7 protein-coding genes are annotated in these 14545 nt (G+C 66.2%); 3 read left to right on the top strand and 4 right to left on the bottom strand.

Features of this window, described 5'->3' with window-relative positions; translation table 11 throughout:
• The first annotated feature begins 18 nt into the window (after window positions 1–18).
• Window positions 19–1392: a spondin domain-containing protein gene (locus NR792_RS33685; RefSeq protein WP_375756809.1), complete on the top strand. Its 1374-nt coding sequence runs from the start codon at window positions 19–21 to the stop codon at window positions 1390–1392.
• 26 nt (window positions 1393–1418) lie between these two features.
• Here the strand turns inward: NR792_RS33685 and NR792_RS33680 are convergent, their stop codons facing one another.
• Together NR792_RS33680 and NR792_RS33675 are read right to left on the bottom strand one after the other, a co-directional pair.
• Window positions 1419–2777, bottom strand: coding sequence for a TerB family tellurite resistance protein (locus tag NR792_RS33680; RefSeq protein ID WP_375756808.1), 1359 nt, complete (start codon window positions 2775–2777; stop codon window positions 1419–1421).
• Between the two features lie 233 nt (window positions 2778–3010).
• Window positions 3011–3865, bottom strand: coding sequence for a metal-dependent hydrolase (locus NR792_RS33675; RefSeq protein WP_375761739.1), 855 nt, complete (start codon window positions 3863–3865; stop codon window positions 3011–3013).
• 209 nt (window positions 3866–4074) lie between these two features.
• Between NR792_RS33675 and NR792_RS33670 the strand changes: the two genes are divergently transcribed.
• Together NR792_RS33670 and NR792_RS33665 are read left to right on the top strand one after the other, a co-directional pair.
• Window positions 4075–5925 (top strand): HSP90 family protein, encoded by a 1851-nt coding sequence (locus NR792_RS33670; RefSeq protein WP_375756807.1) that lies wholly within the window; start codon window positions 4075–4077, stop codon window positions 5923–5925.
• Complete coding sequence (locus tag NR792_RS33665; RefSeq protein WP_375761738.1) at window positions 5922–7034, top strand: hypothetical protein; 1113 nt, start codon at window positions 5922–5924, stop codon at window positions 7032–7034. Before NR792_RS33670 ends, NR792_RS33665 begins: the two co-directional genes overlap by 4 nt.
• A gap of 40 nt (window positions 7035–7074) precedes the next feature.
• Here NR792_RS33665 and NR792_RS33660 read toward each other — a convergent pair whose 3' ends face one another.
• Window positions 7075–7521, bottom strand: a complete 447-nt coding sequence (locus tag NR792_RS33660; RefSeq protein WP_375756806.1) for a hypothetical protein — start codon at window positions 7519–7521, stop codon at window positions 7075–7077.
• 10 nt (window positions 7522–7531) lie between these two features.
• Window positions 7532–14269, bottom strand: coding sequence for an RHS repeat-associated core domain-containing protein (locus NR792_RS33655; RefSeq protein WP_375756805.1), 6738 nt, complete (start codon window positions 14267–14269; stop codon window positions 7532–7534).
• Window positions 14270–14545 lie beyond the last annotated feature (276 nt).

The raw sequence follows: 14545 nt of genomic DNA, 5'->3' as shown, positions 1-14545 counted from the left end.
CCCATGGAGACTCCCACCATGTCCATCCGCTCCTTCCGTGGAAGCGCCGCCTGCGCCGCGCTCGGTCTGCTCACGCTGTCCGCCTGCGGCTCCGGCGACGACACCGACCCGTCCTCCCGGCGCTTCCGCGTGCGCATCGAGAACGTGGCGTCCTTCCAGCAGCTCAAGTCCGGCCGCTTCGACACTCGGGTGAGCGGCACGTCACCGGGCCCGCTGGCCCCCGGCGACACCTACGAGTTCAGCTTCACCGCGGGCTTCAACCACCGGCTCTCCTTCGCCACGATGTTCGGCCAGTCCAACGACTGGTTCTTCGGCACCGAACCCCAGGGCATCCCGCTCTACTCCGCCGAAGGACAGCCCCTGAGCGGGAACATCACCTCGCGCGTGGTCCTCTGGGACGCGGGCACGGAGGTGGACGAGGAGCCCGCCGTGGGCGCGCACACCGGCCCGAAGCAGGGCGCGTCCACGGATGGCCCGGGCATCAAGGACTTCAACCCCAAGGTGCGTCGCGTGGGCACGCGGCCCGTGCTCAGCAGCGGCCAGACGTTCGCCCTGCCGGACCTCGCGTCGATGATCCGCGTGCAGCTGGCCCACGACGCGGCCACGCACCGCTTCACCGTGCGCATCGAGAACGTCTCCGACGACCGCGTCACCCTCAACACCTCCGAGGGCATCAAGCCCGTGCGCATCTCGCCGGGAGTGTGGACCGTGACGGCTGGCAGCGAGCCCCTCTTCACCGAGGGCCAGCCGGACCGGGGCCAGGGCCTGGAGGCCATCGCGGAGGGCGGCGACGCCACCGCGCTGCACACCTGGCTCACGCCGCTGAACGGCGTGGCCACGCCCCTGTCCCCGGGCGTCTTCGCCGTGCACAACGCCGCCTCGCCGCTGTTCACGGAAGGAGCCCAGGACCGGGGGCAGGGCCTGGAGGCCCTCGCGGAGATGGGCGATGTCTCGCGCCTGGCCAGCACCCTCTCCACCACGCCGCCCACGGGCGTGAGCGCGTCGGGCGCCTTCAACACGCCGGTGGACGCGTCCACACCCGGTCCCCTCCTGCCGGGCCGTGCCTATGAATTCACCGTGACCGCCCGTCCTTCGGAGCGGCTGTCCTTCGCCACGATGTTCGGCCAGTCCAACGACTGGTTCTTCGGCACCGACGAGCAGGGCATCGCGCTGTTCGACAAGGACAACACGCCGCTGGCGGGCGACCTCACGTCCAGGGTGTACCTGTGGGACGTGGGCACGGAGCTGGACGAGGAGCCCGCCGTGGGCCCGCACCAGGGCGCCCCCGAGTGGACCCTGGACACGGACAAGACCGTGCGCCGGGTGCCCGCGTCGCGCTACGCCACGCCGCTGTCCCAGCACCTGCGCGTCACCATCTCCGCGGAGGACTAGCCACGCCGGACGCGGGGCGCGGGGCTTCAGACCGCCTCGCGCTCCAGGGTGTCCTCGTCGTCGGAGTCCGCCGCGGGCCCGTCCTGGAAGGCGCTGGGCAGCAGGCTGAAGGGCAGCACCTTCGCCAGCGCCGCCAGCAGCAGGATGCCGCCCGGCGCGGCGAAGATGGCCAGCGCGGGGATGGCCTTCGCCACGTCGATGAGCTGGGCGCGCATGCGCTGACGCTCGTCGGCGGTGAGCGTCTGGCGCCGCGCCGCCTTGGTGAGCAGCACCGCCAGGTCGCCCGTCTCGCGCGCCTCCTGCATGAGCCGGTGGTAGTTCTTCTCCAGCGTCTCCTGCATGCCGCCCATGAGCTCCTCGCCCATGGCGCCCGCCGCGTCCGACACGGTGAAGACATCCACCAGCGAGCGGTGCCGCGCGTAGAACTCCGCCATCTCCAACTCCAGACGGCGCAGCTCCGCGTGCGGCACATGCAGCGCGCCCGCCAGCGTGTCGATGAAGGCCCGCTCCCGCCGCGTGCGGCGGCCGTCCACCAGCGCCGCCAGCAGCGTCTGCTCCAGCAGCAGGTGGCGCATGTCCACGCTGCGCACGCGGCGCACCACGGCCCGCACGTCGCGCTTGCGCTCGAAGGACTGGCGCACCGCGGCCTTCACCTCGCCCTCCAGCGCGTGCGGCAGCTTGAGGCCCTCCACCTGCCGGAGGATGGCGCGGCGCGCGGGCTGGCTGGGTTCGCGGTCCACGCACGCGAGCGCCGTGAGCACGTCCACCAGCAGCGCCTTCTGCCGCGCCGCGAAGTCCCGCCGCCGCTCCGCTCCCGCGCGCGACAGCCGCCCGCTGGCGAACAGCTCGATGGCCTGCCGGCAGAACAGCTGCGCGTCCGCGTACTGCGCGCCGTTGTGCAGGACCAGCCCGTACACGGGGTCGCCCGCCAGCGACGGCGCCCGCTTGTCGAGCGCGTCCTCCACCCGGCCCACCATCCGCCGGGGCACCGGCAGCCCCGCGGCGAGCCGCGCGTCCAGCGCCATGGCCAGGTCCAGCTCGCCCGCCAGCACCGCGAAGAGCACCAGCAGCTGCTCCACCCGGGGGCCCTCCGGCGCGTCCATCACCCGCGCCAGGTCCAGCGCCATGCGCGCCAGCGTGCGCACCACGGCGTGGAACAGCTCGTCCTCCAGGGCGCGCGCCGGGACGTCCGCGGGCTCACCGCCATCCACCGGCGAGGGCAGCGGCACGGGCGTGCCATAGACGAGCCCCGAGGCCCGCAGCGTGCGGCGCAGGAAGGCGCGGCCCCGGGCGCGGCCCGAGGCTGCGTCCAGGAGCGGGGGCGACGGGACGGGCGTGGGGGCCTGGGCATGCGCGGCGACCACGTCCGCCAGGAGCGTGGCCAACCAGGTCCCCCTTCCAAAAACCAGCACCGCCACCGGTACACCCCTCGAACGCGCGCGGCCGGACCCCGCCGGAAGCGCACGAGGCGGGGAATAACCCAGACGCTTCCGGGATGCCACCCGGCCCCAGGCCCACGGTGGCGTCGTGCAACGGATGCTGATGACTGCCGGAAAAAACAGCGCGCCCGTCCACCGGGGGCGGACGGGCGCGCGTCAACGCAAGCGGTCAGGAAGGCCTACAGGGCGGTGGCCTTGCCGGGCTCCAGGGAGACCACCTTGGTGGTGGACCGGGTCTTCTTCAGCTCGGTGGTGAGCGCGTCCGGGGTGCCGGCCAGGGCGGGGAAGGTGCCGTAGTGCATGGGCACCACGGACTTCACCTTCAGCAGCTTCGCGGCGACGGCGGCCTGCGCGGGGTCCATGGTGAAGTGGCCGCCAATGGGGAGCAGGGCCACGGTGGGCTTGAACTGCTCCGCGATGAGGCCCATGGACTGGAAGGCCCCGGTGTCCCCGGCGTGGTACAGCGTGGGGCCGTTGGCGATTTCGATGACGAAGCCCAGGGGCGCGCCGGCGTACTGCGACGCGGCCTTGGGGTCCGCCTGGTAGCTGCTGGAGTGCACCGCCTCCACCAGGTGGATGGTGGCGTCCTTCACCGTGAACGTCCCGCCCACGTTGGCGCCCATGCCCTGCGCCTCCGGCAGGCCCAGCAGGTTCACCAGCTCGAAGGAGCCGTACACCTTGGCGCTGGTCTTCTGGGCCAGGGCCTTCGCCTCGCCCACGTGGTCGAAGTGGCCGTGGGACACGAGGATGGCGTCCACCGCCTCCGGCCACGTGGCGCCCTGCGGCGCCTTGGGGTTGGTGAGCCACGGGTCGATGGCGAGGGTCGCGCCGCCCGGCGTCTTCACCACGAAGGCGGCGTGGCCCCACCACGTCACCTCCGTCTTGCCCGTCGTGGCCGCCGGCTTGCCCGCCGCCGGGGCCTTGGCCGCCGCCTTGGCGTCGGCCTTGGGGGCCGCCGGCGTGGCCTGCGCGAAGGCCGCACCCGCGACACCCAGCACCGCGCCCACCACCACTGCCTTCAGGTTGTTGCCCATCGTTGTCCGCTCCAGGAGGAAGGAAAGAGACGACATGTCGCCGTGCCGCCTGGGGGCGCCGCACGGCCGGGGCGCGACATACCACCCCGCCAGGGAGGCGGAAGGGGGCTGGCGTGTCCGGCTGCCACGGGAAGACACATGCCTTCATCCACCCACGGCGGGGGATTGTGGCCCCGGGGAGGAAGCAGCGCGCTACGCTCGATGGCCACGTGGACCATCGATTCCAAGTCAGCCTCCGTGGGGTCATCGACCTCCTGTCCCACCACCTGTACAGCTCGCCCGGGGTCTACGTGCGGGAGCTGCTCCAGAACGCCACGGACGCCCTCCGCGCCCGCCAGCAGTTGGAGCCCCAGGCAACGGGCGCCGTCGGGCTGGAGCTGCGGGAGAAGCAGGACGGCGGGCCCCCCACCCTGCTCTTCACCGACGAGGGCGTGGGGCTGACGGAGGAGGAGATCCACCGCTTCCTGGCCACGATTGGAGAATCCTCCAAGCGCGAGCAGCTGGAGGCCCGCCGCAACGACTTCATCGGCCAGTTCGGCATCGGCCTCTTGTCGTGCTTCATGGTGTGCGACGAGCTGCTGGTGGTGACGCGCTCGGCGAAGGGAGACGGGCGGACGCTGGAGTGGCGGGGCCGGCACGACGGCACCTACGACGTGCGCGTCTCCGAGCACCCGCTGGACGCCCCCGGCACGCACGTCTACCTGGTGGCCCGCCCGGACATGGTGGAGTGGTTCACCCCGGAGCGCGTGCGCCAGCTGGCGAAGCACTACGGCGGCCTCTTGCCCTTCCCCGTCCGGCTCACGGCCGAGGGGAAGACGGTGACGCTCAACCCGGACGGTCCGCCCTGGCGCCGCTTCTACGAGACGCCAGGGGACCGGCGGCAGGCGCTGCTCGCGTACGGGCGCGAGGTGTTCGGCACGGACTTCCTGGATGTGATTCCGCTGCGCTCGGAGGCGGGGGACGTGGATGGCGTGGCGTACGTGCTGCCGGCGTCGCCGCACTTCAATGCCAAGCAGAAGCACCGCGTGTACCTGAAGCAGATGCTCTTGTCGGAGAGCGCGGAGAACCTGCTGCCGGAGTGGGCGTTCTTCGTGAAGTGCGTGGTGAACGCGAACGGGCTCAGGCCCACCGCGAGCCGCGAGTCCTTCTACGAGGACGCGGTGCTGGCCAAGGCGCGCGAGGCCCTGGGGCAGTCGCTGCGCCAGTACCTGATGGACCTGGCGCACGAGGAGCCCCGGGCGCTGCAGCGGCTGATTGCGTTGCACGGGCTGTCGGTGAAGGGGCTGGCGCTGGACGACGACGACTTCTACCGGCTGGTCATCCACTGGTTGCCGTTCGAGACGTCGCTCGGGGTGATGACGCTGGCGGACTACCGGCGGTCGTGGCCGGTGGTGCGCTACACGCCGACGCTGGACGCGTTCCGGCAGGTGGCGCGGGTGGCGGGGGCGCAGGGGCTGTGCGTGCTGAACGCGGCGTACACGCACGACACGGCGCTCCTGGAGAAGCTGCCGCACGTGGTGCCGGAGGCGCAGGTGGCGCCGTTCTCGTCGGCGGACCTGCCGCAGAGCTTCGAGGAGCTGACGCTGGACGAGCGCGAGGCCGTCTACCCGCTGCTGCGCCTGGCGGAAGGCGTGCTGGCGCCGTTCCGCTGCGGCGTGGAGGTGAAGAAGTTCTTCCCGGCGGAGGTGCCCACGCTCTACAGCTCGGACGCGGAAGGGGCGTTCCGGCGGGACGCGGAGCGGGCGCGGGAGGAGTCGGATGATTTGTACGCGGGCGTGCTGGACGGGGTGATGGCGGGCACGGGCGGCCAGGAGCGGGCGCTGCTCTGCCTCAACCTGCACAACCCGGTGGTGCGGAGGCTGGCGGCGGTGGAGGGGCGGGAGCTGCTGAAGCTGTCGGTGGAGATGCTCTACGTGCAGGCGCTGCTGTTGGGACAGCACCCGTTGAACGCGCAGGAGATGGCATTGCTGAACCACGGGCTGCTGGGGCTCATCTCGGCGAGGCTGGATGAGGGCGGCGGCGGTGGTTCGTCGGGCCCTGGCTCGCGGGGGATGCACTGATGGCGGACTGGCGCCAGCAGGTGGAGGCGTTGCGCGCGCAGGCGGGCGAGCTGCCGGAGGGCGACGCGAAGGTGCGCGCGCTGGAGGAGGCGGTGCGGCTGGTGGACGTGCACGGCGACGTGCCGCTGGGGTACGAGCTGCGGGACTCGCTCATCGACGCGGCGACGTTCGGGGGCTATCCGGACAAGGCGCTGGTGGCGTTCGCGTGGTGCCGGGGGCAGCAGAAGAAGGACCCGCAGCGGTTCGACCCGGAGGACATGCTCTGGAAGCAGAAGTGGGTGGTGGGGCGGCTGGACGAGTTCCCGCACATCAGCCGCAAGCAGATTTCCGACGCGCTGGATGACGTGGACCAGAGCTTCGCGAAGCTGGACGCGGGCAGGCGGGCGGCGCTGAAGCTGCGCTACCAGATGGCCCGGGACATGGGAGACACGGCGGAGGCGGAGCGCCTGTGGGAGGCGTGGCTGGTGGCGCCCCGGGACCACCTGACGGACTGCCGCGTCTGCGAGCTGGACGACGAGCTGGACCACCACGTGGACAAGGGCGAGTGGGAGCAGGCCATCCAGAAGGCGAAGCCCATCCTGGACGGGCGTCAGTCCTGCGCGGAGATCCCGCACCTGACGCTGGGCACGCTGCTGTATCCGTTCTTCAAGCTGGAGCGGATGGAGGAAGCGCGGGCCTGCCACGTGCGCGGCTACGCGATGGTGGCGAAGAACCGCGAGTTCCTCTCCACGGTGGGAGAGCACCTGGAGTTCCTGGCGCTGACGGGCAACCTGTCGCGAGGGCTGACGCTGCTGGAGAAGCACCTGGGCTGGGCGCTGGAGCACGCCAGCCACCGGGACCGCTTCACCTTCTACACGGCGTCGTCCTTCCTGCTGGGCCAGGTGGTGGCGGACGGCCGGGACGAAGTGAGCCTGCGCTTGCCCCGGGCGTTCCCACTGCACGCGGCGGACGGAGGCTACGGGACGCGGGCGCTGCAGGACTGGCTGGAGTCCCAGGCGCGCGACATCGCGGCGCGGTTCGACGCACGGAACGGGACGAAGCGGTTCACGGGATTGCTGGCGCGCAACGAGGTGCTGGCGAAGGAAGCGCGGCTGTTCCCGTTGGATTGAGCGCTCGCACAAATCCAGCGGGAACAGCTACAGCGTCCTCTTATCGGCGCAACGAAAAGCCCAGAGCCCTGATGGCCTTGAGATAGGCCATTGATTTCATCTCTGGACAGCGCAGGACTGCCTCCTGGAACTCCGTCGGCGGCACATATTCGTGCGCGTCAATGTAATGAACCACCATTGTCGGCGCGACATAGAGCCGATCCGCTCCCGGCACGAAAACATTTGAAGCACCAATCGGGACATGCACTCCTTTACTGGAGACAAGCGCCGGCCCTCCCGAGAAACGACAGAACGTGCACGGCTGACGCCCGGCGGTCACGAAAGGCTGCCACGGCGCAGCGCACAGGCGGGCAAGCGCCATGAAGAATGCCTCATCTACAAGCCCTCTCGGAAAGGGCTGCCCTCTTTCAAGCCATCCCACTGCGACCTGAGCTGCTCCCGTGCCTTCCAGATAGGAAATTGGATCAAGGTCTTGTCTGAATGCCATCGCGTTCGCCTCAATACTTACCTGGATGGAATATACGCCAGATGCCGTCCTCTACCCAGTAGGCTCCATGAGACGTCACCTTGACTTCGCCAGTCGCGGCAAACACGTCCACGCCAAGCTTGTTCGCCAGGTTTTGCGCCAACCCGTTCTCAGCTGCACCTGCGTAGCAGGCAATGAGCCTCACGGGACCTCCGGAATATCCTTCCGAAGTTTCAATGAGCTTCGCCAACTGGCGATGACTTCTCTCTTGCCAGATCGGCACGAGTTCGTCGTCTACCATCTTCCACCCGGTAATAACCGAAGCAGACTCCGGACTGGCGTGGGTCACAACATTGAAAAAGCCACCATGTGACGCAGGGACGTTCTTGGCATACGCTGCAAGCAGATCAACTTCACGCTTCAACACGGGCGCAGCAATCGCAATGTCAGCGGCGAACTCAGCACCATCCTTGAGGAGTTCTTTCTCCAGGGCCCATGAGAGGTCCGAGACGGGGCCACGCAAGGACTGTCTCACGAGACCAGCAGCACCGTCTGTCACGAGGTTCAAGGCCATGTAGATCAGGCCTTCCTTCACGAGATACCGAACGCCATCCATCACGAGTTCCCGACGTGCGACCTCCAGCTCGTAATCGGTGAAGATTCCCTCCCTCACCGTCCTCGGCGCGCGGCCCGCACGCAGGTCCTGCATGACGATGTTTCCGCGCTGCTGGATGACCATCGACTTATGCCGGGCCTCATAGGACGAGGTGCCGTTCTGATCCGCGGAGAGCACCACGGGGGCGGGGGCTCCCGTCCACTCCGCCGCACCGGCCCCAGCCGCGAGCGCGGGGGCGGGTTGGGCCGGCCCGATGACGTCGATGGTGACGCTTCCCGCGTCAGGGAGGTCGTCCGCCTCGAACCCTGTCGGATCCGTCCACCGCAGCGGATTGTTCAGCACATACGCGTAGCGGTTGAAGGCCTGTCCCTCCTGTGGGAACTGCACGAAGGGATCCGGCGTGATGAACCGCGCGGTCTCTGGGTCATAGATGCGCCCTCTCATGTTCACCAGACCGAACTCGTCGTCGGTCTCGTGGGACGTGAAGCCAATCCGGACATTCCCCGAGGCAATGGAAGTCGCGATGGGAAGGGCGTACGGCTGGCGGCGCCCACCGAACGGCTCGAACTTCTGGCGCTCCACCACGTTGGCGGCCAGGTTCGTCACGGTCTCCGTCGAACCCAGATGGTCGCTCAGCAGATACAGCGGCTGCTCGGACGTCACCGCGCCGCTCGACTCCTCCCAGAAGAGCTGGGCCACGACCCGCTCGCCGCCAGTGATGTTGAAGACATGCACCGTCGCCCCGTTGGCCTGCCGCTTTTCGTACAGCCCTCCAACGTAGGTCGTCGTGCCGCTCAGGGTGCTGGTCTTGACCGTGCGGGCCTGGGTTGCGTCGTACTTGAAGCTGACTTCACGCCCACCTCCGGTGATCCGGGACGGCAGGTCGAAAGCCGTATAGCTCACCACGCGACCAGGCCCGGTCAGCTGGTTGCCATTGTCCCCATAGGTGTAGGCGCCTGCCTGCGTCTGCGTCACCGCGTGGGGCCGGACCGCCCCGGTGGGGTAGATGCTGTTCGTCGCAGTGCCACTTCCCTCGAGGACCCGCCGCTCCAGCAGGTTGCCAAGGTCGTCGTAGCGGTACTCCAGCACCGAGCGGCGGCAGTTCTGGAAGCTGGCCCACTTCGTCAGCCGGTCCAACGCGTCGTATTCGAAGTCCTCGGTCGTCTGAGCAAGCAGGTCGCTCCGGCTCTTGAGGTTCCCCTCGACGTCCCACGCGTAGGACAGCCCTTGCCGGACCTGGCCGTTGAACGGTGACTGAGGGTCGCTGACCCTGGAGTCGATGAAGCGCAGCCGGCCGCGGGAGTCATAACGCCGCTGGGAGAGGATGCCGTTTCCCAACCGCTCCGCCGTCAGTTGCCCGAAATCGTTCTGGCTCTGTGCCGTCCAATAGACGTGCTGGGTGACATCATCCCGCACCTCCTTGAGATGCCCCTGGGCGGTGTAGCCATGGCGCAGGACGAGCCGTTGTCCGGCCACTTCCGGATAGCTCAGCGTGGCAAGGCGACCCGTCGAGTCATACGTCCGGTTGAGACGGTAGGTCGTCCCATTGATGCTCCAGTCGCTCTCGGACAACTGGCCGAGCGCGTTGTACCAGTGCGTGAGGGTGACGCCATCCGGGCTGACCGAACTGCCGAGCGCGCCCTTCATCGAGGTGTCCCAGATGAACTGGGTGACACCGTCCGACGTCGTCAGCTTCGTGTTCCGTCCCAGGCCATCGTACTCATCGAAGGTCGTGACCTTTCCGCTGCCATCCTGCTCGCGCCGGATTTCGCCGAAAGCATTGAAGTGATTGATCGTGACACCGGTATCCGGGTCCGTGACCTGGGTTTTACGGCCCAACCGATCATGCTGGACGTCGATGACATGGCCCTTGCTGTTGAACACACGCTTCAGCACGCCAAAGGGACCATACTCGTAGGTGGTCGGTAGCTCCCGCCCATCGTCCATGAAGGAGCTGGTGAAGACCAGCTGTCCATGCCCGTCACGGCGAGACAAGGTCCGGTTCGCGCGCTCGTCAGTGACCTTTGTCGTCAGGTTGTCATATACATACGTGACGGTTGTTCCCTCTGGCGTCTCGACGGACAAGGGACGATCCAACAGATCGTACGTTGTTTCCGTAAACACCTGGGGCCCGCTACCTCTCCAAGGACGGGAAACCAAGGTCCGCCTTCCCAGACTGTCATACACCGACGTCACGCGGAGAACGGTTCCGTCGAATCCACGACTCTCTTGACGGACTTCGCGTCCGTGGTTGTCGAATGTCGTGACAACCTGCTGTCCCCCCGCGACGCTGGCCGTGATCTGCATCAAGCCGGACGAGGCCGCGCCATACTGCAGTGTCTTGCTGGCTCCCGTGACCGGCAGCGTCGCGCGCAGCCGGCCAAAACCGTCGTAGCGAAAGCGGGTCACCAAGCCGTTCGGATCCTCGGCAATCGCAGTCACCCCCAGGCCCGGGTGATGGGCGAAGCGGGTGCGGTGGTTCGCTGCGTTGTAGGACGTGGAGACGAAGAGGTGCTCCAAGGGGTCGAATATCTGGGACTCCACCCGGATCGAGTTCTGGCTGGTTCGTGTCACCCGCTCAATCAGGCCGAATGCATCCGGCTTGTAGTCGGTCTTGAGCTCGAAGTCCGCGCCTCCTCCCGGCTCGGAAATGGTCCGGACCAAGAAGCCCGTCACGGGGTCGTAGTCATGCGTCGTGGTGCGCGTCACACTCGTTCCATCGACAGCGACGCTCGTCACCCTCACTTCGCGTGCCTGTCCCAGGAGCCAGGCAGAGACGTTGTTGTCGATGGTCGGGACAAAGGTGCCATCTCGCCAGGTGCGCCCCGTAGGCACCCCAGCTGAGAGCTCATGATCCACTTGCTGCGTGTCTTTTAGATTGCCGTAATCATCGAGCGCGGTCGTCTGGACATGCCGCTTGGTGATGGGCGGATCATTCCCCAGCCCTTCAAGGTAGGTCTCTACAATCTGATGCGCGAAGACGTAGGGACGACCTTCAGGACTGTTCTTGACCGTGTACCGATAGATCTTCTCCTTGATGTGCTTCACACCATTGGCAAGTGTGATCTCGAATGTTTCTGTCTGTGGAAGTCCGGCATGCAGGTACAGCGTCCCGGTACGGGTCTGATTATCGTAGGTTGTTGTCGTCCTTGCGCCCGTGGACGCACTGACGCTCGTCCGCTTGGCGAACCCAAGCCAGCCGCGCCCTTGCAAGTCCGTTCGACTGGACTCATAGGAGTAGAAGGTGTTGTTGAAATGGCCGGTGCCAGTTCCATCTTCGACTCCCGCCTCCACCACCATCCACTGGCCGTTTCGAATGCACTGCTGCGGAGCAAGGCAGGTACCAGGAGTGTAAACGGGAGGCTGCCCCACAACAGCGGGACGCTCCAGTTGGTGCTGATAGCGCACCCGAACCTGCCGCCCTGATTTCCCCTCCCTGCTTCCGGTCATGACGTCCGGAAGCCGCCCCTGGCGGACATAAACCTTCAGAAGGGGCAGGTGTTCACCCGTCCCCGGCGGAACGCTCGGGTCAGGTTCAACTTGGATGAGGTCTTGGAAGCCGTCTCCATTGACATCAAAGAGCCGAGAAAAGCGTTGGCCGAAGCCATACGGGCTATTGGTGGTCGGTCCACCCGCCACCTGGCCAACGACGACTTCCAGCTCACGGGCCTCGAAATGATCGTCCCGGCCCAGGAGGACCCACTGGTGCGCGCGGATGCCAGTGGAACCATACCCGTTATTCTCGCCTGAGTCGGTCAACAGCATGTCCTGCCGGCCGTCGTGATCGAAGTCGAGGATACGGACGCCCGGATCCAGACCACGCCCGTTGTTGCTCAACCACGAGGGACTGATCTGCTGATTTGCCGGCAACTGCTGAACCTGGGGGGGAAGGAAACCATTGCCTGTGTTGATCGCAATGCGCAGGTTTCCTGGGAAATTCTCGCCCCCATCCATGTCGCGGTCCCGCCGCGCGCTGACCGCATCTGGTAACCCGTCGCCATTGATGTCCACGAACCAGATGCGATCATAGTGGTAGACCCTGCTGCGGTTCGGGGTCAGCGAGGCTGGAAGCCCGGAGAGCGTCGTCGTAGCAATACGCTGGCTTCCTCCCATTGCCACGCCTACCGCGAGATATTGCGCAGAGAAATTGTCCTGAGGCGACGGCCCGCCATCGATCACATGGCCCTTTCGAACCAGGACCTCGGTGCTGCCATCGCCGTCCACATCCACGGCGTAACCCGAGTAGTCAATACCGGACTTCATTTCCAACTGCTGGTAGTCCGACAAGACCAAACCACCCAGATTCATCCGGAAACCCCAGGCATTGGGCTGGGGCTGCTGCGTGGATCGAAACAACTCCGGGAGTCCGTCGCCATTCAAGTCAGCTACATGCATGACCGGAAAGCGCCCTGCTACGTTGGGGGGAGCAGTCGGATTATACCAGAACTGAAATGTCTCATTGGCCTGGATGTTGGCCGGCTGGTATTTCAGACCATCGAACTTATACAACTGGAAGTAGCCATCCTGCCCGGCAGGACCGTCCGCGTGTTGAAGGGCCAGGATTTCTGGAACGCCATCCCCATCCATGTCCACGATGCGGAGATCGTCGTCACTGTTCCCCATCTTCGACTTGGGAAGGCCTGCGAGCCTGGGCTCGCTGAAGACCGACGGATCCAGGGACGCGAGCCGGTAGTACCAAGTCCCATCCCCGACAATCCGGGTGCTGCCGTAGACCTCCGCGTCATCATTGCGGCGATAGAGCAGGTCATCACGCCCATCGCCGTTGACGTCCAGGGTCTCCAGCGTCCAGAAGTCCTGGATCCCCTCGACTGGCGCTCCGTTGGCAACCCCCTGTCCGGGCCACTTCATGTCTTGAATGATGGAATATCCACCCATGCCGCCGCTCATGACCTCGAAGGCTGTCATCTTCTTGAAATCATGAAACTGGACGACCGGATCCTCACAGTCATTGGTCTGGCTGGCGCTGCAATCGAACCCTGAGTCGTAGTCGAACTCCAGTGGCTCTCGGCAGGCCTCTTCCCCATCACACTCAAAGATCCGCCGCAGGAGGCTGCGCCGAGTAATGCTGTCGTTGCGATAAACGAATTCGTAGCTCCTCAGCAGTTCGTCATCGCGCGTCGTAGCTGTCGAGCCGAGACCAGGACCGTACATGAGGATACGGTGCAGACGCTTCGTAGACACGAGCTTCAATCCACTGACATAGCGGAGTTCCGGATCGGGCCGGGCGGTCGTCTCGTACTCGAAGAAAACCGCACGGCGGCGCAGGCTCCCCTGCGTGTCGCTGACATGCCCGGTATATTCAATGCGTTCTGGCAACTGCTCGTAGCCACTCTCCGGCGTACCCGTGAGCGTATAGTAGACCTGGAAGTAGTTTCCGGCCCGGTCACTGACACGCGACAGAGCCCAGCTCAGGATCGCAGTAGAGCTTTCGTATGACTGACTCACCTGTCCAGTGACAGAGTTCGCGGTCAGCGAGACCCGGGAGCCCCGGTATTGGGAATTCGACGCCGGGAACTGTCCGTAAGAGAAGATCCGGCCGTCCTTGCGGAACACCTCGAACCAGGAGGGCGTCCCACCAACGACGTCGTGTGCAATGACCTTGGCGAATGACTCCACCTCGGTCCGGTACTCGATGGTGGCGCCGGAGGTAGGCCCGATTGCCACCAAACGCTGCCCATCCAGACAGAGTGCGTCATCTGCCGTGAAGCGGATGGGCGCAGTCATCTGGTCCTGGGCGAATGTCTTACGGCATCGGGTGATTTCAGATAGGCCGGTGAGATTCCAGCCCATGCCAAGCAGCCCGTTTCCGCCGCGGCTGCGATAGGCCAGCGAAAGGGCCGGCGCCATTCCCGCACGTCCCGGAGGCACCCACAATGGAACGTCGTAAAGCGCCTCGCCATTCGGACTGACATCAAAGGAGGTTTTGACCTGACCTGCGACAACGCCTGTAGGCGTCCGCTCAGTCGCCAGGACCGTGTCCGGTGGGACGACCAGCGGACTGTTGTCGAGCTTTTGTTCGTTTGCCTGAATCAATGACGGAACCGGATCCACTCCGTCTGTTGAAACACCGCACGCCGCTACCAACCCCAGCAGCAGGCTTCCCAGCATCCTCATCCACACCGCGCGAGTCATGTTCTGCCCTTCAAATTTGATATCCAGGAGGCTGCTTCCTTGCTCTGGCTCAATGTCTAGGACTGGGGAGGACAGTAGGAGACGATGCACTTTCGACGCACCGAGCAGCTGTTGTCACAGCATCGGACTTCAGTCGCGGGACACGGCTCGGCACAGAAGCGGTTCACGCACTCCAGGCCGCCGAGGCACGTGCCACAGTCCAGCGTTCCAGTGCAGCCATCTGAAATCGTGCCGCAGGTAGCGCCCATGGCCGCACACGTCGTAGGCGTGCAGCTC

It is taken from the genome of Corallococcus exercitus (assembly GCF_042231735.1).
Taxonomy (GTDB): Bacteria; Myxococcota; Myxococcia; order Myxococcales; family Myxococcaceae; genus Corallococcus; species Corallococcus exercitus_B.
Note: the sequence above shows the minus strand (reverse complement) of the source record. Positions and strands in the feature narration are given on the sequence as shown.

What these genes read in the sequence shown, in the direction of transcription:
- NR792_RS33685 (WP_375756809.1), top strand. Translation starts at nt 19, where the DNA reads ATGTCCATCCGCTCCTTCCGTGGAAGCGCCGCCTGCGCCGCGCTCGGT.
- NR792_RS33675 (WP_375761739.1), bottom strand. Translation starts at nt 3,865, where the DNA reads ATGGGCAACAACCTGAAGGCAGTGGTGGTGGGCGCGGTGCTGGGTGTC.
- NR792_RS33660 (WP_375756806.1), bottom strand. Translation starts at nt 7,521, where the DNA reads ATGGCATTCAGACAAGACCTTGATCCAATTTCCTATCTGGAAGGCACG.
- NR792_RS33655 (WP_375756805.1), bottom strand. Translation starts at nt 14,269, where the DNA reads ATGACTCGCGCGGTGTGGATGAGGATGCTGGGAAGCCTGCTGCTGGGG.